Here is a 20,245-nt window from a genome sequence, read left to right as displayed (position 1 = left end):
TTCTACTGTACAAGTAAATTACAACCTCTAATATCAGAATTATCAAATCTTCCTAATACCTCAAAATCACCATTACGAAGTATTCTACCTAAATCTTGAGTAGCAATAAATGAGCAAGAATACAGGTTGGCTAAATCAATTACATTTAGTCCGCCTGTCTTTCCATTTTCTACTCTACTCAATGGATCATTTACGTCTCTAGCACTTACTTTCATCCACGGTGTGCAATGGAAAATGCCATTGCCTAAAGAATAAGCCTGACTCAATAATTCTGTCATGCCATATTCGCTATGGATTGCCGATACGTTAAAACCCATTCTCAGTTGTCCATGCAACTCTTCTCTTACCATTTCTTTTCTACGACCTTTCATTCCTCCAGTTTCCATAATAATAAGGTTAGGAAAATCTATTTTCTGCGATTCAATTAAGTCTAATAGGGCATAAGTTACGCCAATTAAAATGCAAGGTTGATTGTCTTTTTTTAATTCATCTAGTGTTTGAGCTAAATGAGATAAGTTATTTAAAAAATAGCCACTTTTTGGATGATTAGATTTTTTAATTAAATCATCAACCATATAAATTAAGGAAGAACCTGTTCTTTCTTGATAGGATGGTAGGAGAGCAAGAATGCAGTATTTATCTATATCACCATAGAAGGTTTCAAATCCCTTTAAATAACTTTTCTCGTATAACTTTAAATTATGGACAAAATGTTTACTCTGCACACTGCCTGTTGTTGCCGAGCTTAGAAATACTTGTTGATAATTGGCTCCATTTGGGGTAATTATTTCATGCGTTTTAAAAAAACTTATAGGTAAATAAGGTATTTCATCAACATTGGAAATAAGGTCAATATTGATGCTTAAGTTTTTTAAAAAGGAGTTATATACCGGATTATTTCCAGATTGATATTTAAAAACCTGAAGAGCAATTTTATTAAATTCCTCTTCAGAGTTTATAGAAAATACTTTTTCTAATGGGATGTGCACTTTGCAAAAATACCACTAATTATCTGTTTTTTTATGAAGTATTGCTTTTCTGAAGTGGTATCCACATAAACCAGATATACCGGAAGCTAATCCACCAACTAATCCGGTGACAATTAAAATATGCCACCATGCCGATAGGCCAAACATTACGGCAATTTTGCCAGCCAATAAATTCTCGTTAGGAATAGATTTATATAAGGCCATACCTATCCATAAAAGTAAGATGGCAAAAAATGGAGACCAGAATGAAATTTTTGCAGTTTTACCAATTAATCCGCAAGCAGCAAATGAAATTACAACTATAATCCACCAGGGTAAAAATAATTGCAAGAGATACGATAATATTAAAATTAGAATGAATACCATTTTATTTACTTTTAATTTTTAATCTTGAAATAATTGTTGCTTTAGAATCGTTTATATTATCCATATAAAACAAGCTGTAAAGCTCTCCATTTGCCCATTTTTGGGTCATGTCGTTATAATAAAAACTTCCAGGATTTCCTGATTGTCCGCCAGGGAAAACTCCATATCCTGTTGGCGTTTTACCTAATGCAATTACCATTCTCCAACTCGGGCCATTAGTTTCACTTAATGCGTTCACAGTTCCTTTGTATCCGCCAATATTTAAAATTTCGGAACCTAGTCCTTTTACTTTCGCTAAATGAGGTACATGGGTATTTTTAACATGTCCCCATTGCCATTTTTCGCCAATAGCACCATATTTTTTCTCTAGGCTATCGCAAGTAGCTTTATAGCTCGAATTCACTAAGGTTTCTAAAGTTTCAATAGTTGGGGTATTTGTTTTATCAAACCATTTAGAAGTAGGAGCGTTAATAATTAATTCAACAGTTCTATCTCTCGAAGGAAATCTCATAGGAACATCTTTAACTTCAAATTCGTCTTTCCAAATTTCGTTGGTTAATATTTTAAACCATAAATCGAATACGCTTCCCGCAATACTATTGGCAGTGAAATTTTTATTCCATTTTTCTAATTCTTTAAAAGCTTCTTTTTGAGTAGCATTTAATTTACTGACATCAACTTTAGAAGTTAATATATTCACCACATTTTCTGCTAAAATACTGTAACTGTCCATTTGCAAATTCTGCATGCTATCTACAGTAATTTTATTCATTTGAGCCAGTTTATCGTTAATTCTTTTACCCCTTTCATAAGGCGAAAATTCCCAATTAATATAATATGGGTAGGTTTTATCAGTAGATGATTGGTTGGCCGAACTAACAAAATTTCTTGGTGGATTTTTAACTGTAGGATTTTGATTTGAAGGAATCCATCCTTGCCAATCATTATCCTTTCTAGAACCATCTAAAATAAATTTACCTTGGTTCTTGTATTTTAGTGGGAATTTGCCATTTGGTGTAATAGCAATATCGTTTTCATTACTTGCAAATACAAAGTTTTGAGCGGGAGCAGTAAAATAAGTTAATGCTTCTCTATAATCATTATAGTTTTTTCCTCTATTTAATCTATAGAAAGTCATTAATTCATTAGACTTTTCGTGAGCAATCCACCTTAATGCACTTCCAGTAGGTACATTATTCGCCTTACTATAGTTTGGTTTTTCTAAATAGACTACTGGACCGTGATGGGTATAATAAACGGTGTCAATCTTTGTTTGACCACCTCTTATTTTTATTTCTTCATATCTTGGTTGGGTTGGGTTCCATTTATTTTCATACCAATATTCTTTATAGCTGTTGTCTTTAAATTTAATTTTATAAAAATCAAGTACATCAGCAGCAACATTGGTAACTCCCCAAGCAATATCTTTATTAAAACCTGCAATTACACCTGGTGCTCCTGGTAAAGAAACCCCATAACTGTTAATTCCAGGTGCGTTTAATTGTATTTGATACCAAATAGAAGGTAATGTAAGATCTAAATGCGGGTCGTTTGCTAAAATTGGATAGCCTGATGCTGTTTTCTGTCCGCCAACTGCCCAGTTATTACTACCAATTCCTTCTTCTTTCTGGCGAGTTCTAATGTTTGATAAGGTCTCACTGAAAACTTCTGGTACTGGTGGAATAGGTAGGGGCGTAAATTCCCATTTGGTTCCCACAGGAATAATAGGATCTTCTCTAAACGGATAATCTGGAAATAAATCTGCAGTTACCTCAGGACCAAACTTATTTAAGATGTTACTCATATAAAACTCATCAGAACCCATGGCTAATACTGCCGACATCTGTTTTAAGAGTAAAGCACATTTTATGGGCGTCCATTCTTCTGGTGAATAATCTAGAAGTTTAAATTCTAAAGGATAGTTTTCTTTTTTTAGCGTTTTTATATAGGCATTTATTCCAGCAGTATAGGCTAATATCATTTCTTTAGACTTTGGGTCGTCCATCATACCTTTTAAAGATTGCTCAGCTCCATATAACATACCCATTCTGCGTTGATATCGGTCAACCTCAATAGCTTTTTCACCTACCACTTCACTAATTCTACCAGCAGCAAATCTGGTTTGAAAATCCATTTGCCATAGGCGATGTTTTGCGGTAACAAATCCTTGAGCGAAATATAAATCGTAATCGTTTTTTGCGAAAATATGCGGAATCATTCTATCGTCAAAAGCAATTTCGATATTGTCTTTTGTGCCAGAAATTTTAATTTCCTTATTTTTTGTGACTGATTTCTTCTCGGCATTTTGCCAAAAACCATGAAATGGATTAATGAATTTTAAGATTGGAGGAATATCTCCAAACTTAGTGTTTAATGCAAAAACCAATAAAACTGGTATTGCCATGCAGAAAAAAGCCTTTATTTTCATTTTTAAAATAAATTAAAACAAATTATAGTTTTCGTTAAAATCAAATTGAGAGCAATTTAATATATAGATTCTAATTTATTAGTTATTTTATTCTAAAAGAATTTAAATTGTTAGAATACTATTTGTTTTTACGAAAAATGATTATGTTTAGCTTTCAAATCAAACCAAAAAATTTTATGAAAAAAATTTTATCTAAAATTGTTTTGATGTTTTTTGTTGTAACTTGTTTTTTTACAAATAGTTACGCTCAAAACATCACAATTAGCGGTACTGTAGTAGACCAAACCAATACACCGATTCCAGGAGCTGGGGTTGCTGTTAAAGGGAAAAATATTGGTGCATCTACAGATTCTGACGGAAAATTTAATTTTTCTACGACAGAAAAATTACCGTTAACCTTGGTTGTAACCTATATAGGTTATACAAGCCAAGAAAAAGTGATAACTGATAATACTACAGGATTGGTATTTCGTTTAGAAAGCAGTACTGTATTAGGTCAAGAGGTTGTTGTTTCTGCATCAAGAACTCCTGAAAGAATTTTAGAATCTCCAGTTTCTATCGAAAGGATGAATATTTCAGCTATTCGTGAAGCTGCAGCGCCATCATTTTATGATGCTATTCAAAATATTAAAGGAGTAGAGATGAGTACTCAAAGTTTGACCTTTAAATCTTATAATACAAGAGGTTTTAATGCTAATGGTAATACAAGATTTAATCAGTTAATTGATGGTATGGACAATCAAGCTCCTGGGTTAAATTTCTCAGTGGGTAATATTGTTGGTATTACTGAATTAGATGTTGAAAATGTGGAATTACTTCCAGGAGCATCATCAGCATTATATGGTGCAGGCGGTATTAATGGTACATTATTAATGACTTCAAAAGATCCATTCAAATATTCGGGCGCAAGTTTCCAATATAAAACTGGATTGAACCACGTGAATGATAATAATGTAAGTGCTCAACCATTTAACCAAGTGGATGCTAGATTAGCAAAATCATGGAATAACAAATTCGGTGTTAAGTTCGCATTTTCATTCTTACAAGCTAAAGATTGGTACGGAACAAACTATTCAAATTTCGATAGATCTACCAATACACCAAAAAGTGGAACAAGAGCTTCTGATCCAGGTTATGATGGTGTAAACGTTTATGGTGATGAGGTTAACTCTAGTATTTTGGGTGTTTCGAAATCAGTTTTAAATGCTTTTGCAACTAGTCCAACTGGCGCACCAGCATACGCAGCTTTCGGTAACTTCATTAGCAATGGCTTAACTTATAACCAAATCGTTTCTGCTATTAATGGTAATGCTGCTTATGCAGCTTTAAGACCAGCATTACCTTATTTAGGCGTGCAGTATAGTTTAGCTAAAAATACGACATCTAATCAAATTGTTTCTAGAACAGGTTATAATGAAATTGATTTAGTTGATTATGATACTAAATCATTAAAAATGTCTGCTGGTTTATACTATAATATCACTGATAAAATTCAATTAATTGGACAAGCAAACTGGGGTACTGGAACAACAGTATATACTGGTTCTGACCGCTATTCATTACGTAATTTTAACATTGGTTTATATAAATTAGAATTAAAAAGCGACGATTTTTCGATCAAAGCATATACTACACAAGAAAGATCTGGTGATTCATACGTTTCATCTATCTTAGGTAGTTATTTAAACGAAATGACTTCTGGTTCAGCTACAACTTGGTTCCCTACTTATTCTATTGCGTATAGTACAGCTAAGTCTCAAGGAGCAACAGAAGAAATGGCACATGCTGCGGCAAGAGCTCAAGCTGATGCTAACAGAGCATTACCAGGTTCTGCTTCATTTAATGATAAAGCAAATAAAATTAAAAACACTTATATCAGTGATTCTGATTTTGCAAAAGGAATTTATGGAGCAAAATTCAGAGATAAATCTAACTTATATCATGTAGAAGGTTTATATAATTTATCTAAAGTGTTTAACAATGCTGTTGATTTCCAAGTTGGTGCATCTTACAGAAACTTTGATTTAAATTCTGGTGGTACTTTATTTGCTGATAGAAATAGTGAAATTGATATCAATGAGCATGCATTTTTTGGACAAATGGGTAAAGCTTTCGGTCCTTTAAAACTTACCGTTGCTGGTAGATTTGATAAATCTAAAAACTTTGAAGGTCGTTTTACACCTCGTGTAACTGGAGTTTTAAAAGTTGCTAAGAACTCAAATATTCGTGCTTCATTCCAAACTGGTTTCCGTAACCCAACAACTCAAAATCAATATATTGATTTAGCTGTAGGTGGTGGTTCTCAAAGATTAATCGGTGGTTTAAGTTCTTCAATCGCTAACTATAATTTAAATACAAATAAAGGATTTACCGAAGCTAGTTATAGAAGTTATATGGCTTCAGTTATTGCTTCTCCAACTGGAACAGGTAATGCTGCTTTATTACAAGCTTATACTTTCGATTCAAGAGGTATTCGTCCAGAGAGTGTAGTAGCTTATGAATTAGGATTTAAAACTTTAATTGGATCTAGATTCTTATTAGATGTTTACGGTTATGCAAATGAGTACAAAGATTTCATTAGTTCTGTAAACGTTTATCAATTAAGAGGTACTTCATTTGTTAAATTTGGCGTTCCTGTAAACGTAACTGATAAAGTTAAATCTTATGGTGGTGCTTTAGGTGTAGATTATTTAATTAATAACTATAGCATTACTGGTAACGTATCGATTAACAAAATTGGTGATTTACCAAATAACTATATCAATGATTTCAATACACCAACTGTTCGTTATAACTTAGGTTTTAGCAACCGTGAGGTAGTTAAAAATATAGGATATAATGTTGCTTACCGTTGGCAAGATAAATTTACTTGGAATTCTTCTTTCGCAGGTGGTGAAGTGCCAGCTTTCGGAACAATTGATGCTCAAGTAAACTTTAAAGTTCCTTCAATTAATTCAATGATTAAAGTTGGTGGATCTAATATCTTGAATAAATACTATTACACTTCTTATGGTAACCCAGAGGCTGGTGCAATGTATTATGTTTCATTAGCATTTAATCCATAATAGATTAAATACTTATCTAAAAGCCTTGAGTAGAAATACTTGAGGCTTTTTTTTGCAGTAAATTGTAGGTGGTAGACAGTAGATAGAAGACAATAATTAGTAGACAGTAATTAGTAGACAGTAGACAGAAGATGTTTGTCTTGGGAATAAAGTCCTAGGTGGCAATTTTGTGAGTACTACATTGAAATAGGGATGCATTTTACTTGTTTTATTGTGCCCTGAGCGATAATCTGTAGTTTGCTTTGCGAAAATTCCATTGAGCTATAGAAGTAGGTTGAAGTGGTTTTTTTGCCTAGAATTAGTGTGATGATATTTTCGCTTTTCTGCTTTTAAATAATCGCTACATTATTGCTTTTGGCTTCATCCTTCCCTAAAGTTTATTGCAAAAAGAAGGGAAGACTCTATCCAGAAATCTTCCCGTTCTAACCAAACTAAACCTTCTGAAAAGATTTATCTTAAATTAGCAAAGTATGCTACAAATTTTGCAAGTGCATTGCTATAACCCCATTCGTTGTCATACCAAGAAACTACTTTTACAAAATTATCGTTAAGTGAAATTCCAGCTTTCGCATCAAAAATTGATGCGTGATCATCACCAATAAAGTCGGTTGAAACAACATCATCTTCAGTGTAGCCTAAAACTCCTTTAAGCTCACCTTCCGATGCTAATTTCATCGCTTTTTTGATGTCATCATAAGATGCAGGTTTCTCTAGTCTCACGGTTAAGTCGACCACAGAAACATTTGCAACTGGAACTCTAAACGACATACCTGTTAATTTTCCTTTCAACTCAGGAATTACCTTTGTTACTGCTTTAGCAGCTCCTGTAGAGGAAGGAATAATATTTTGATAAGCACCTCTACCACCGCGCCAATCTTTTGACGATGGTGAGTCTACTGTTTTTTGTGTTGCTGTAACAGCGTGCACTGTACTCATTAGGCCTTCTACAATACCAAAGTTCTCATGTAATACTTTGGCGATTGGTGCTAAACAATTTGTTGTGCATGATGCATTAGAAACTATTTGTTGATCCGCAGTTAATTGAGTATGGTTTACACCCATTACATAGGTCGGAATACTTTCGTCTTTTCCAGGTGCAGATAATACTACTTTTTTAGCTCCAGCTGCTAAGTGTTTACTTGCATCAGCATGGGTTAAAAATAATCCAGTAGATTCTATTACAATTTCTACATCTACTTCATTCCATTTTAAATTAGCAGGATCTTTTTCAGCTGTTATTCTAATGGTTTTACCATTTACTACCAAATTTCCATCAACAACTTCTATTGTGCCTTCAAATTTACCATGAGTAGAATCATATTTAAGCATATAGGCCATGTATTCTGGAGCTACTAAATCGTTAATAGCAACAATATTTAATCCGCTTTTTATAGCAGCTCTAAATACCAATCTACCTATGCGGCCGAAGCCATTTATTCCTATGTTTACCATTAGTTCTTAGTTGAATAATAATTAATTAAATTATATACTGGCTCCTTTGTTATAGAAGTAATTTCTAATCCATTTTTTTTGGCTACGGCTCTTAATCTATCAGGAAAGGTACCAGCAACGGTCCCTACAAAATGTATGGGTTGGTCAGGATGATTTTTTACTAGAGGTAATAGATAGTTTTTAAAGTATGCATCGAAACTATTATCTATTATCCCTTTTATAAAAGAATGGTCTCTATTTTCAATGAAAAAATCAAAATATGAGGTTAAATATGCTTGTGCTCCGGGTTTTCTGTATATCCTCTCCAAAATGGTAGGGCGCTCCGTATTGTATTTCGCTTTGAATTTCTCCAGCAAGTTTTCAGGAAGTTTTTGCTCTAAGAAGTTCTTAATTAATTTTTTTCCTAAATGGTTGGCAGAACCTTCATCGCCTAAAATATATCCAAGTCCAAAATTATTTCTAATTAAGTTTTTACCATCATAATAAGCGCAATTAGAACCACTGCCTAATATTCCTACTATACCCGGCTCATTAAAACACGCTGCCAATGCTGCTCCATATAAATCATCGTAAATTTCACTTTTACTGTTTTTGAAAAAGGTTGTTAATACTTGATTTAACTTTTCTTTGCTCCCAATTGTAGCAGCGCCAGCAGCAAACATTTGTATTTTTTTTATACTCTCAGCGTTGTTAATTAAAACATTTGGCTTGTTTAATATTTGAAGTAAATCTTTTTGGTCGTTAAAAAGCGGATTAAATCCAGGTGTAGTTGCTTCACCAATAACTTTTCCACCCGAAATTATTTTCCAGAATGCATTTCTCGAACCACTATATACTATTGCAATCATATAGATAAAATTTCCTTCATTTCCATTAAATCATTTTCTAATTTAAATGTATGCTGAGTTAGGGCTTCATTTAATTGTGTAACAATGATGTTATTCCCACTTAATCCAACCATACAATTAGTACTACCCTTAAGTAGTTCGTTTACGGCAGAAAATCCTAATCTGCCAGCTAATATTCTATCGAATGCACTCGGACTTCCCCCACGTTGTAAATGTCCTAATACAGTAACTTTTGGGTCGTAATTTTGAACCCTATATTTTACCATTTTAGATACTTCATAGGCGCTGCCTAATTTATTGCCTTCGGCAACTATTACTATTCTCGAATTCTTTTTTGCAGCAGAACCAGCAACTAATTCTTGTACAAGTTCCTCTATTGTTGTATCTCTTTCTGGTAATAAAACGGCTTCTGCTCCAGTACAAATAGCACTTCTTAATGCAATACATCCAGAATCTCTGCCCATTACTTCGATAAAGAATAATCTATCGTGCGAATCTGCAGTGTCTCTTATTTTATCAATAGCCTCTATGGTTGTGTTTAACGCAGTGTCGTAACCAATTGTAAAATCGGTTCCATATAGGTCGTTGTCTATAGTTCCTGGAATGCCTATTACTTTTATGCCAAATTTTTCAGAAAATTCTTTCGCTCCTTTAAATGTTCCATCGCCACCTATAACAACTAAAGCATCAATTTCGTTCGCCTTTAAGTTATTGTAGGCTTTTTGCATGCCTTCGTCGGTTTTAAATTCTAAGGATCTGGCTGTTTTTAATATAGTACCACCTAGGTGGATAATTCCGCTCACAGAACGTGAGTCTAGTTTTTTAAGGTTATTGTTGATCAATCCTTCGTAACCTTGTATTGCGCCATATACGCCAATATTATTAAAGATAGCAGTTCTCACAACAGCTCTAATGCAAGCGTTCATGCCTGGAGCGTCTCCTCCAGAGGTTAATACGGCTATATTTTTAATCAGATTGGTCATTATTTGGTATGCGAATATACTGTGTATTTTTTACACTAAGTAATTTATTTTAAATTTTGACTATTTTTGGACAACAAAGCATTAATTTGTAAACTGATAAATAAATTATTTTGAAAAATACACTGCCGCAATTTTATTCTGTATTCTCTATTGATTGTGTGTTATTTGGATTTGATGGGGGAGAATTGAAAATATTGTTAATTGAAAGAAACGAGGAGCCATTTAAAGATTGGTGGGCATTGCCGGGTAATTTGGTGGCTCAGGATGAGAGTTTAGATGAAAGCGCTACTCGTATTTTATATGAGCTAACTGGCTTAAAAGGGGTGTATATGGAACAGTATTATGCTTTCGGAGATGTTGATCGGCACCCGCAAGGAAGGGTTGTAACTGTCGCCTATTATGCTTTATTAAGATTGTCTGGCGATAAAACGCCTAAACCAGTAAGTGATTTCGCGAAAAATGCCCAATGGATTAATGTAAATGATGTTCCAAAATTAGCTTTCGACCACCAAAAAATATATGAAAAGGGACTCGAAAAAATTAAGCGTCGGATAAAACACCAACCAATTGCATTTGAATTATTGCCCGAAAAATTCACTTTAACTCAATTACAACAAGTTTATGAGTTGGTCTTGGGTAAAAAATTAGATAAACGAAATTTTAGGAAGAAAATGCTAAACTTCGGCATTCTTAAAGATCTTGATGAGAAACAAAAGGGCGTTTCTTTTAGAGCGGCAACGCTTTATAAGTTTGATAAACGTAAGTACACGAAATTGTTTGGCAAAGAAATTTCTTTTTAAAGTATATCTTTTTATATTTAACTAAATATTTAGTTAATTGATATGAAGTGTTTATTTTTAACTGTTGTGGGGCTATTCATTTTTAGCCATCCACTGTTTGCACAACAGTCAAATTATGATCAAAAATTATTGTATTTCTATGAAAATCAGCAATATGCTGAGGCTATAAAACTCATAGAAGATGAATATCCTGCACAAAAACCTCAGAAAGTTTTAGCTCAGTTGGGGTCATTATATAATTCTATGACCAATTATCTAATGGCTGAGCAATATCTTCTTAAAGCTTTAGCTGCTGATTCAACTGATAAGGGTGTTTTGCTCAATCTTGCTAGGATTAATGCGCGTAAATGGACTTATCCTCAGGCACTAAATTATTATGAAAGATACATTAAGCTCGATAGTTTAAATGTTTCCGTGTATAAATCGGCTGCCAGTTTAGTGGGCGACCAAGATTCGCTGGGAAGAAAAATGAAATATTGGAATAAGGCATATACGTTAAATCCTACTGACCCAGAAGCTGCCAAAGGATATTCTTCTATTCTTTCCGAAAACTCCCAAAAAGATTCTGCATTAAGCGTTTTGAAGTTTGCTTATGTTGCAGATACAACTAATTTAAATTTGGTTGGTGCCTTGCTGAGCCTTCATTATCAATTAGAACATTATGATCAAGTTATTAATTATGGAAAAAGGTTGTTAGAGGAAAATCTCTTGGAGGCAAATTATTTAAATATGATAGCCAGAGCATATTTAGCTAAGGAAAATTTTAAAGAGTCTTTGGAGGTTATTGAATTAATAAATGAAAAGGAGCGAACAGATTTCACTTATTCTTTAAAAGCTATGTCCTTAATGCGGTTAAATAGAAATCAAGAAGCTCTAGCAGCCATAGATAAAGCAATTATTGCCTCAATATCTGAAAGTGTAATTGGACATTACAGATATAAAGGCATTATTTTAAATTCAATGCTTAAAAGTGATAAAGCACTGGAGGCTTATCAAAGAGCTTTACAATTTGAACATTTGTCGGAAACAGATAGCTATGCAGCAGTCTTTTATAATTTGGGCTTGTTACAAGATTACTATCTAAGCGAAGGCAATTCAGCATTAAAAAGTTATCAAAGTTTTCTAAATCAGGTAACCGATACGATTAAGTATTCTAATCAGATTGAATTTGTTAAGAAAAGAATGTCCGAGCTTAAAAAAGATTAACGTTTTAAGAGTTTAGCAACATACTTTCCTATGATATCAAACTCAAGATTTACTTGAGTACCTACTTCTATTTCTTTGAAATTTGTATGTTCAAATGTATAGGGGATAATAAATACTGAAAAGCGGTCGTCACCAGAGTTTACTACTGTTAAACTTACACCGTTGATACATATAGATCCTTTTTCTACAGTTACATTATTGGTAGAAGGATTATATTGAAAGGTAAATTCCCAACTGCCATTATGGTCAATTTTTGCGATACAAATTGCTGTCTGATCTACGTGGCCTTGCACAATATGTCCATCTAAACGGCCATTCATCTGGGTGCACCTTTCTAGATTTACCAATGAACCAACTTTCAGTGAAGCAAGATTGGTTTTCTCTAAAGTTTCCTGAATTGCAGTTACTTCGTGGCAATTTTCAAATAAATTTACTACAGTTAAGCAAACACCATTATGAGCTACACTCTGATCTATTTTTAGCTCGTTACTGATATCAGATTGGATGGTATAATGAATATTAGTGCCATCCAATCTGATATTTTTAATTATACCCGAAGTTTCAATTATTCCAGTAAACATATTATTAGAATTGAGTTCTATTTTTTTTCCAGTTATTAGTTGTTGATGTTTCGGTTTGAAGCGTAGTTTTCTTCTGGGTGTTCTTAAATAATGAAGCAGCAATTGCTGCAATTAACGCTTCTTCATCAGATTTTTCTACCAATACCTCAGGGCTAAAATATTTACCTACAAAATGTGTGTCAAATTTACCTGAAACGAATGCCTCATGGTTCATTACAAATTTTCCAAAGGCTAAAGTAGTTTGAATTCCAGTAATGTTATAATCTTCAATTGCTCTTTTCATTTTCGCAATAGCGTCTGCTCTATTGGCGCCATGAGTAATTAATTTTGCAATCATTGGATCATAATAAATTGGAATATCCATGCCTTCTTCAAATCCGTCATCTACTCTAACACCATTTCCCGACGGCAATTTATACGTTTGAAGCGTTCCTATATCTGGCAAAAAGTTATTAGAAGGATCTTCTGCATAAACACGTAACTCTATTGAATGACCTAATATTTTTAAATCTTCTTGTTTAACACTTATCTCATGACCTTCGGCAATTCTTATTTGCTCTTTTACCAAGTCTAAACCTGTAATGTATTCTGTTACAGGGTGTTCAACTTGCAAACGAGTATTCATTTCTAAGAAGAAGAAATTAAGGTTTTCGTCAAGAATAAATTCTACTGTACCTGCACCAGTATAATTTACGGATCTAGCGACATCAATTGCCGCTTTTCCCATTTTTTCTCTTATTTCTGGAGTTAAAACCGCAGATGGAGCCTCTTCAACTACTTTTTGGTGTCTCCTTTGAATAGAACATTCTCTTTCAAATAAATGAATTATGTTTCCTTTTTTATCACCTAAAATTTGAATTTCTATATGTCTTGGTGAAGTTACGTAGCGTTCTATAAACACAGATCCATCTCCAAACGCCGAAGTAGCTTCATTAACTGCTAAGTGCATTTGTTCTTCAAAATCTTCTGGTTGGTTTACAATTCTCATCCCTTTACCGCCACCACCAGCAGCAGCTTTAATTAGAATAGGGAATCCTACATTAATGGCTGTTTTTTTTGCTTCAGAAATATCGCTTATCGCTGTATCTGTTCCCGGAACCATGGGAATATTGTAGGCTAATGCTGCTGCTTTTGCCGATAGTTTATTTCCCATAATGCGCATAGCTTCTGCACTTGGCCCTACTAAAATTAATCCAGTGTTTTCTACTGCAGTTGCAAATTCAGGATTCTCCGATAAAAATCCATATCCTGGATGTATTGCATCAGCTCCTGTAGTTTTTGCAGCATTTATTATATTATCGATTACCAAATAGCTTTGATTTGAAGGCGCAGGTCCTACACAAATTGCCTCATCAGCATATTTTACATGTAAAGATGTTCTGTCGGCTTCAGAAAATACAGCTACTGTTTTGATGTTCATTTCCTTTGCACTACGCATAATACGTAAAGCAATTTCACCTCTGTTTGCTATTAAAAGCTTATTTATTTTTTGCATGAATTAATTCCAAGCGTTTAGTTTAGTTATTATATTTTCACATTTATCGATGTCAGAAGAAGATATGTCTAAATGGGTTACAAATCTAATGGTTTTTGGACCAGTAGTATTACATTTTAACCCTGCTTTAGCAAATAATTTAACAACATCTTCTGCCGCTAATTTATCGTCAACATCAAATAAAACAATATTAGATTCTGGTGGCATTACACTTTTTACATAATTTGTTTGTAATAACCATTCTGCCAGTTTATTAGCGTGTAAGTGGTCAATTTTTAACCTGTCGATATGATTATCCAGCGCATAAATACCAGCGGCTGCTAAAAATCCAGCTTGACGCATGCCTCCACCTAAAATTTTTCTAATTCTGGCAGCTTTTTTAATCATTGCTTTATTCCCTAATAAAACTGAACCAACAGGTGTTCCTAATCCTTTGCTTAAACAAACCGAAATCCCATCGAAATATTTTCCATAATCCTTTGCAGAATCCCCTGTGGTGGTTAAAGCATTAAAAATTCTAGCCCCATCTAAGTGTAAGCTTAAATTTTTTGATTTACATAAATTAGCAATTGGCTCTATTTCTTTTAAGGTTACACAAGCGCCACCCCCTTTATTTATGGTGTTTTCTAGTACAACTAAAGTTGATGAAGGGTAATGAATATTATCAGCATTAATTTCTGGTTCTACCATTTCGGCAGTAATTTTACCTCTATAACCATTTAATAGTCTTACCGAGGCTAAAGAATTAAAGGCAATTCCACCTCCTTCATATCTATAAACATGGGCTGTTTGGTCACAAATCACTTCGTCCATAGGATTGGTGAAACATTTTATTGCAATTTGGTTGGTCATGGTTCCAGACGGACAAAATAATCCGGCTTCCATTCCAAACAGGTTGGCTAGTTTTTCTTGTAATGCATTAACGGTTTCATCTTCACCAAATACATCGTCCCCAACTTTTGCACTAAACATGGCATCTAACATGCCCTTAGTGGGCTGGGTAACGGTATCGCTTCGTAGATCTATTTCTTTCATTTTAAGATAAAAAAACTCTTGTAAAGCTATAAAAAACCTCGTATAAAACTCAATTTTTACTGTTCAAATACTGTAATTTAATTGTTTATAAAATTGTTGAGGTGAGGGGTGTATAATTTTTATTTTTAAGAATATTGGATATTTAATAAACAAATGTAATTTAGCTTAGTGTTTTAGGGACAACATGTGAAATTTGAAATCCTTAATTAACAGATGATTAAATAATTTAAAAGCATGATAGTCATAGCTGACGGTGGTTCTACCAAGACAAATTGGTGTTTAATTAATGAATTTGGAAGAAAAATTCTTTTTAACACAGAGGGGTATAATCCTTATTTTAGTAAGGAAGATTATATAGTAGAATCTTTAAATAAAACTTTACCAGATACTTTAGATACTGATAAACTAACTCAAGTTTATTATTACGGAGCAGGTTGCTCTACTGATGCAAATATCCAGATAGTAAAAAAGGCAATGGGTAAGGTGTTTACCAATGCAGAAATTTTTGTCGGACATGATTTATTGGCTTCTTGTAGAGCACTTTTAGGTAACGAATCTGGTTTTGCTGCTATTCTAGGAACAGGTACCAATACCTGTATTTATGATGGAAAAGATATTACTTTAAATATTGACAGTTTAGGTTATTTTTTGGGTGATGAAGGAAGTGGTTCATATATTGGAAAACGTGTTTTAGCCGATTATATGAAAGCTTTTATGCCAGAAAAATTAAGAAAAATATTTTTCGATACTTACGGTTTATCTAATGAAGATATCTTTGATAATATCTATAATAAACCTCTTCCCAATAGATTTTGTGCAAGTTTTAGTAAGTTTATTTACGACAATAGACAAAATTTTGAAGAATATTCTTTGCAAGTTGTTGATACGGCATTCACTGCATTTTTCGAAAATTTAGTTACTAGGTATCCAAACTATAAATCTTATAAACTAAATTGTGTTGGCTCTGTAGGGTATAATTTTAGAGATGTTTTAAGTGTGGTTTCTGATAGATATGAAATGGGCGTGGGTAAGATTATCAGATCACCTATAGATGATTTAGTTGAATATCATTTACAACAACAAAAAAATTCATAATGAAAAGGGTTATTCTATTTTTTTTTCTGTTTGGTTTAGGCTATTCTGTGCATGCTCAGATTTTGCCAAAATTAGAAGCTGGCGTTAAAGCGGGTTTAAACTTGTCTAAATTAAATACTGAAAATTTTTTAGATAGTGAAAATAAAGCTGGTTATTATGGAGGATTATGGTTAAGGGTTGGAGTTGCCGGATTACATTTTCAACCTGAATTAATTTATAGTATTAAAAAAACCAACTTAGAGAATAATAAGACCCAAGAACTAAATGAGGTTACTTATAAAAGTTTGGATGTGCCTTTATTAATAGGAACTAAAATTGGTGCAGTTGGAGTAGGATTACGTTTAAATACAGGGCCCTTATTCTCATTTAAAATTGCTGAAGACCAAAAGTTTAATCAGGTGGCTTCTAGTATAATTGGGATGAGTTCAACCAATTTTAATGCAAAGGATGCAAATATGGCTTGGCAATTTGGAACGGGATTAGATCTTAAATCTTTAAGTATTGATTTGAGGTATGAATTAGGTTTATCCAAATTAAATAAATCAGGTTATCCAGATGCTAAACTAAATTTATTCCAATTTGGGTTAGGCTATAAATTCTAAGAAATATTTTACAATGATAAAAAAAGAGAATAATTTATATTATTCTCTTTTTTAGTTTAGGGTAGTTTATACTAAAGCCTTTAATTCGTAATTATGTGTTCCAATTATAGGTTTAATTGGTTTTTTAATGAATATGCTATATTCTTTTACAAAACAACCCCCAAAATAAAAAATTAGGGCAGAATAGAATACAAAAAGCATAATTAAAATTATAGAGCCCGATGCTCCATAAACATTTTCAATTTTACTCAATGGTAAAAGGATTCTGAGGATAAATTTTCCAGCAGTAAATAAACATCCTGTTACAAAACCACCTACAAATGAAGCACTCCAGGATGGTCTTCCGTTTGTTAAATACCTAAATAGAATAGTAAACCATGTAGTTACAATGGTTACAAATATCAATTGGTTAATAACAGACGTTATAATAAGCCCAATAGAATGTGGTGCATTGCGCATTAAATCGCCAATATAAGCCTGAAAACTATCGGCCACAATTCCGATTAAGAATAAAATTCCTACTACTAAAATGATTATAAAGGAAATTCCTCTCAATTTTAATCTGAATAAAAATCCTCGATCTGGGTCTATACCAATATTCCAAATTTGATCTAATGAGTTTTTTATAATACTAAATAGAGTTGTAGCAACAAATACGAAGAATAGAAAACTAATTAAGGTTATATACCATTCTTGTTTAATTTCACTAATATTTTTTAAGGTTTGAATTACTTGCTGAGTGCTACTTTCATCTAATAAGTTACCCAAACGATCAAATAAGTTCGAAACGAAAGTTCTTCTATCAGTGAAAATACCAAATAGCCCAATTAATATGATTAAAATTGGGGGTATTGCAAAATTTGCAAAAAAAGCTGTTGCACCTGCTAACCTTAATGGATCGTTCTTTTTATACAGTGTAAAAGATCGGTGAACGATTTTAAAGAAATTATTGAAATTTTTTGAGAGCGCACCCATCCAAAGAATTAATTGTTTGTTCAAAAATAGGCAATTGAGTAATAAATAAGGAATTAATTTATTAATGTGTTAATTTACAGTGTTTTGCATTTTATTAAAATTAGTTTTTAAATAATATTTTCTTTATATCTTGATAATACTAAAAGGATAATTTTAAAATAAAAAAATGTTCAAAAAAATTACTTTAGTACTAAATTTCCTAATTATTGTAGCTTTAGGTGTGAATGCTCAATCTTTAAACTGGAATAAAAATCTTGTAATTGCACATAGAGGTGCATGGAAAACTAAATCATTGCCGCAAAATTCTATTGCTTCATTAAAGGAAGCTATTAGATTAAATTGCTATGGTTCGGAGTTTGATGTTCATTTAACAGCAGATTCTATACCTGTAGTAAATCATGATGCTGATTTTTTAGGAATTAAAATTGAAACATCAACTTATGCCCAGCTTTTAGAGAAAGAATTACCAAATGGCGAAAAAATACCAACTTTAGAGGCATATATAAAGGAAGGATTAAAGCAAAATAAAACAAAATTGATTTTAGAGCTTAAGCCTTCGGTAGTAAGTAAGGAAAGAGGACAACTGTTAGCTTCTATTGCAGTAAAAATGGTTGAGCGTTTAAATGCAAAGAAATGGGTTGATTATATCAGTTTCGATTACGATATGTTGAAAAAAATTATTGAATTAGATCCAAAAGCTCATGTTCAATATTTAAAGGGAGAGATAGATCCAGATCAATTATTAAAAGATAAAATGTCGGGTTTAGATTATCACCATTCAGTATTTAAAAAGAACCCAACTTGGATAGAAATGGCTAAAAAGAATAAGTTGGTGTCTAACGTGTGGACGGTAAATTTAGAGGAAGATTTAAAATATTTTCTAGATCAAAAAGTAGATTTAATTACTACGGATGAGCCTGAATTATTATTAAAGCTTATAAAAAATTAAAACTTTATGATTGAGTTTTGAGTTTATTAAATTAAACATCATACTCATGAATAACTTTTTTAAAACAATTATAGCGGGATATGGCGCAAAAAAACTAGGTGGAGGTTGTTTATCTACTATTGTAGTGTTTGTGATTATCTATTATGCTTTAGGGTATTGTTAATACATAAAAAATGCCACGAAAAATTAATTTCGTGGCATTTTTAGTTAAAATTTATAGCTTATAAATTTCCTCTTAAAGCTTGTTCTCTTTCTAAAGATTCAAATAATGCTTTAAAGTTACCTGCTCCAAAACTTTGAGCTCCTTTACGTTGGATAATTTCAAAGAATAAAGTTGGTCTATCTTCAATTGGTTTAGTGAAGATTTGTAATAAATATCCTTCTTCATCACAATCAACCAATATACCTAACTCTTTTAGTGGTGCAATTTCTTCATCAATTTCACCCACTCTTTCTGGCATCATTTCATAATAAGCACTTGGAGGAGCACTTAAAAATTCTACACCGTTTGCTTTAAGTTGTTTTACTGTTTTTACAATGTCGTTGGTAGCAACTGCAATATGTTGAACACCTTCGCCTTCATAAAACTCTAAATATTCTTCAACTTGAGATTTTTTCTTGCCTTCTGCAGGTTCGTTAATTGGGAATTTAGAGTAACCATTTCCATTACTCATTACTTTACTCATTAAAGCTGAGTATTCTGTGTTAATTTGTTTATCGTCGAATGAAAGGATGTTTACAAATCCCATAACATCTTCATACCATTTAACAGTTTCATTCATTCTGTTCCATCCCACATTACCTACACAATGGTCAATATATAATAAACCAGCATCTTTCGGGTTGTAGTCGCTTTCCCATTTACGATAACCTGGCATAAATAAACCATTATAATTTTTGCGTTCAATAAACATGTGTACAGTTTCGCCATAGGTGTAAATTCCTGACATTTTTACTTCACCATGTTCATCTGTTAATGTAATAGGCTCTAAATAAGATTTTCCACCTCTTTCTGTAGTGTCTTTGTATGCTTTATAGGCATCATCAACCCAAAGAGCTAAAATTTTAACTCCATCACCATGTTTTTTAACATGTTCAGAAATTGGGCTATCAGATTTTAATGCAGTAGTAAGTACTAATCTAATTTTACCTTGCTGTAAAACATATGAAGCACGATCGCGAACTCCAGTTTCTGGTCCAGCGTAAGCTAAACTTTGAAAACCAAAAGCGGTTTTATAAAAATGTGCTGCTTGTTTTGCGTTTCCTACATAAAGTTCGATATAATCGGTACCGTTAATAGGTAAAAAATCTTGTGCTTTGGCGATTTTCTCAGCAAAAGTTAATGATTCCATGTGTATTTATATTTATATTATTGT

At 32.7% G+C, this 20,245-nt stretch carries 17 protein-coding genes; 6 read left to right on the top strand and 11 right to left on the bottom strand.

The window, feature by feature from the left end; genetic code table 11:
- Positions 1-2: 2 nt before the first annotated feature.
- The 3 genes from VRU49_RS00470 to VRU49_RS00460 are packed head-to-tail and all read right to left on the bottom strand — an operon-like array spanning position 3 to position 3,783.
- The gene (locus tag VRU49_RS00470) at positions 3-989 is read right to left on the bottom strand and encodes a LuxE/PaaK family acyltransferase (protein ID WP_330144803.1); all 987 of its coding nucleotides are present in this window, start codon (positions 987-989) and stop codon (positions 3-5) included.
- A gap of 15 nt (positions 990-1,004) precedes the next feature.
- Entirely contained in the window at positions 1,005-1,355 is a 351-nt protein-coding gene (locus tag VRU49_RS00465) for a hypothetical protein (protein WP_330144802.1), read from the bottom strand.
- Position 1,356: 1 nt separating this feature from the next.
- On the bottom strand, positions 1,357-3,783 hold the full coding sequence (locus tag VRU49_RS00460) for a penicillin acylase family protein (RefSeq protein ID WP_330144801.1): 2,427 nt from the start codon (positions 3,781-3,783) through the stop codon (positions 1,357-1,359).
- A 176-nt stretch (positions 3,784-3,959) separates the two neighbouring features.
- Between VRU49_RS00460 and VRU49_RS00455 the strand changes: the two genes are divergently transcribed.
- Complete coding sequence (locus tag VRU49_RS00455) at positions 3,960-6,848, top strand: TonB-dependent receptor domain-containing protein (RefSeq protein ID WP_330144800.1); 2,889 nt, start codon at positions 3,960-3,962, stop codon at positions 6,846-6,848.
- Positions 6,849-7,298: 450 nt separating this feature from the next.
- On the opposite strand, the gene gap is transcribed toward VRU49_RS00455, so the two are convergent.
- From gap to pfkA, 3 genes are read right to left on the bottom strand one after another with little or no spacing between them, the layout of a single operon-like run.
- Positions 7,299-8,300: a type I glyceraldehyde-3-phosphate dehydrogenase gene (gene gap, locus VRU49_RS00450; protein WP_330144799.1), complete on the bottom strand. Its 1,002-nt coding sequence runs from the start codon at positions 8,298-8,300 to the stop codon at positions 7,299-7,301.
- Positions 8,300-9,148, bottom strand: coding sequence for a hypothetical protein (locus tag VRU49_RS00445; protein WP_330144798.1), 849 nt, complete (start codon positions 9,146-9,148; stop codon positions 8,300-8,302). Before VRU49_RS00445 ends, gap begins: the two co-directional genes overlap by 1 nt.
- Positions 9,145-10,131, bottom strand: coding sequence for a 6-phosphofructokinase (pfkA, locus tag VRU49_RS00440; protein WP_330144797.1), 987 nt, complete (start codon positions 10,129-10,131; stop codon positions 9,145-9,147). The genes VRU49_RS00445 and pfkA overlap by 4 nt, the downstream gene beginning before the upstream one ends.
- A 110-nt stretch (positions 10,132-10,241) precedes the next feature.
- Between pfkA and VRU49_RS00435 the strand changes: the two genes are divergently transcribed.
- Complete coding sequence (locus VRU49_RS00435) at positions 10,242-10,931, top strand: NUDIX hydrolase (protein WP_330144796.1); 690 nt, start codon at positions 10,242-10,244, stop codon at positions 10,929-10,931.
- A 42-nt stretch (positions 10,932-10,973) separates the two neighbouring features.
- Positions 10,974-12,137 (top strand): tetratricopeptide repeat protein, encoded by a 1,164-nt coding sequence (locus tag VRU49_RS00430; protein WP_330144795.1) that lies wholly within the window; start codon positions 10,974-10,976, stop codon positions 12,135-12,137.
- Here the strand turns inward: VRU49_RS00430 and VRU49_RS00425 are convergent.
- From VRU49_RS00425 to VRU49_RS00415, 3 genes are read right to left on the bottom strand one after another with little or no spacing between them, the layout of a single operon-like run.
- Positions 12,134-12,718 (bottom strand): riboflavin synthase, encoded by a 585-nt coding sequence (locus tag VRU49_RS00425; RefSeq protein WP_330144794.1) that lies wholly within the window; start codon positions 12,716-12,718, stop codon positions 12,134-12,136. The two genes, VRU49_RS00430 and VRU49_RS00425, sit on opposite strands and share 4 nt — an antisense overlap.
- Positions 12,719-12,722: 4 nt before the next feature.
- Positions 12,723-14,213, bottom strand: a complete 1,491-nt coding sequence (gene accC / locus VRU49_RS00420; RefSeq protein WP_330144793.1) for an acetyl-CoA carboxylase biotin carboxylase subunit — start codon at positions 14,211-14,213, stop codon at positions 12,723-12,725.
- A 3-nt stretch (positions 14,214-14,216) separates the two neighbouring features.
- Positions 14,217-15,248 (bottom strand): threonine aldolase family protein, encoded by a 1,032-nt coding sequence (locus VRU49_RS00415; RefSeq protein ID WP_330144792.1) that lies wholly within the window; start codon positions 15,246-15,248, stop codon positions 14,217-14,219.
- Positions 15,249-15,482: 234 nt separating this feature from the next.
- Here VRU49_RS00415 and VRU49_RS00410 point away from each other — a divergent pair, with 234 nt between their 5' ends.
- Both VRU49_RS00410 and VRU49_RS00405 read left to right on the top strand, forming a co-directional pair.
- Entirely contained in the window at positions 15,483-16,343 is an 861-nt protein-coding gene (locus VRU49_RS00410; protein ID WP_330144791.1) for a BadF/BadG/BcrA/BcrD ATPase family protein, read from the top strand.
- Positions 16,343-16,945: a porin family protein gene (locus tag VRU49_RS00405; protein WP_330144790.1), complete on the top strand. Its 603-nt coding sequence runs from the start codon at positions 16,343-16,345 to the stop codon at positions 16,943-16,945. The genes VRU49_RS00410 and VRU49_RS00405 overlap by 1 nt, the downstream gene beginning before the upstream one ends.
- Positions 16,946-17,011: 66 nt before the next feature.
- Here VRU49_RS00405 and VRU49_RS00400 read toward each other — a convergent pair whose 3' ends face one another.
- A complete protein-coding gene (locus tag VRU49_RS00400; protein WP_330144789.1) occupies positions 17,012-17,944 on the bottom strand; it encodes a YihY/virulence factor BrkB family protein in 933 nt (310 codons plus the stop codon).
- 142 nt (positions 17,945-18,086) lie between these two features.
- Between VRU49_RS00400 and VRU49_RS00395 the strand changes: the two genes are divergently transcribed.
- Entirely contained in the window at positions 18,087-18,869 is a 783-nt protein-coding gene (locus VRU49_RS00395) for a glycerophosphodiester phosphodiesterase (protein ID WP_330144788.1), read from the top strand.
- A gap of 221 nt (positions 18,870-19,090) precedes the next feature.
- Here VRU49_RS00395 and hppD read toward each other — a convergent pair whose 3' ends face one another.
- Positions 19,091-20,221, bottom strand: coding sequence for a 4-hydroxyphenylpyruvate dioxygenase (gene hppD / locus VRU49_RS00390; protein WP_330144787.1), 1,131 nt, complete (start codon positions 20,219-20,221; stop codon positions 19,091-19,093).
- Positions 20,222-20,245 lie beyond the last annotated feature (24 nt).

It is taken from the genome of Pedobacter flavus (genome assembly GCF_036324285.1).
Lineage (GTDB): Bacteria > Bacteroidota > Bacteroidia > Sphingobacteriales > Sphingobacteriaceae > Pedobacter > Pedobacter flavus.
The sequence above is the reverse complement of the archived record's forward strand: the minus strand, read 5'-3'. Positions and strand labels throughout refer to the sequence as shown.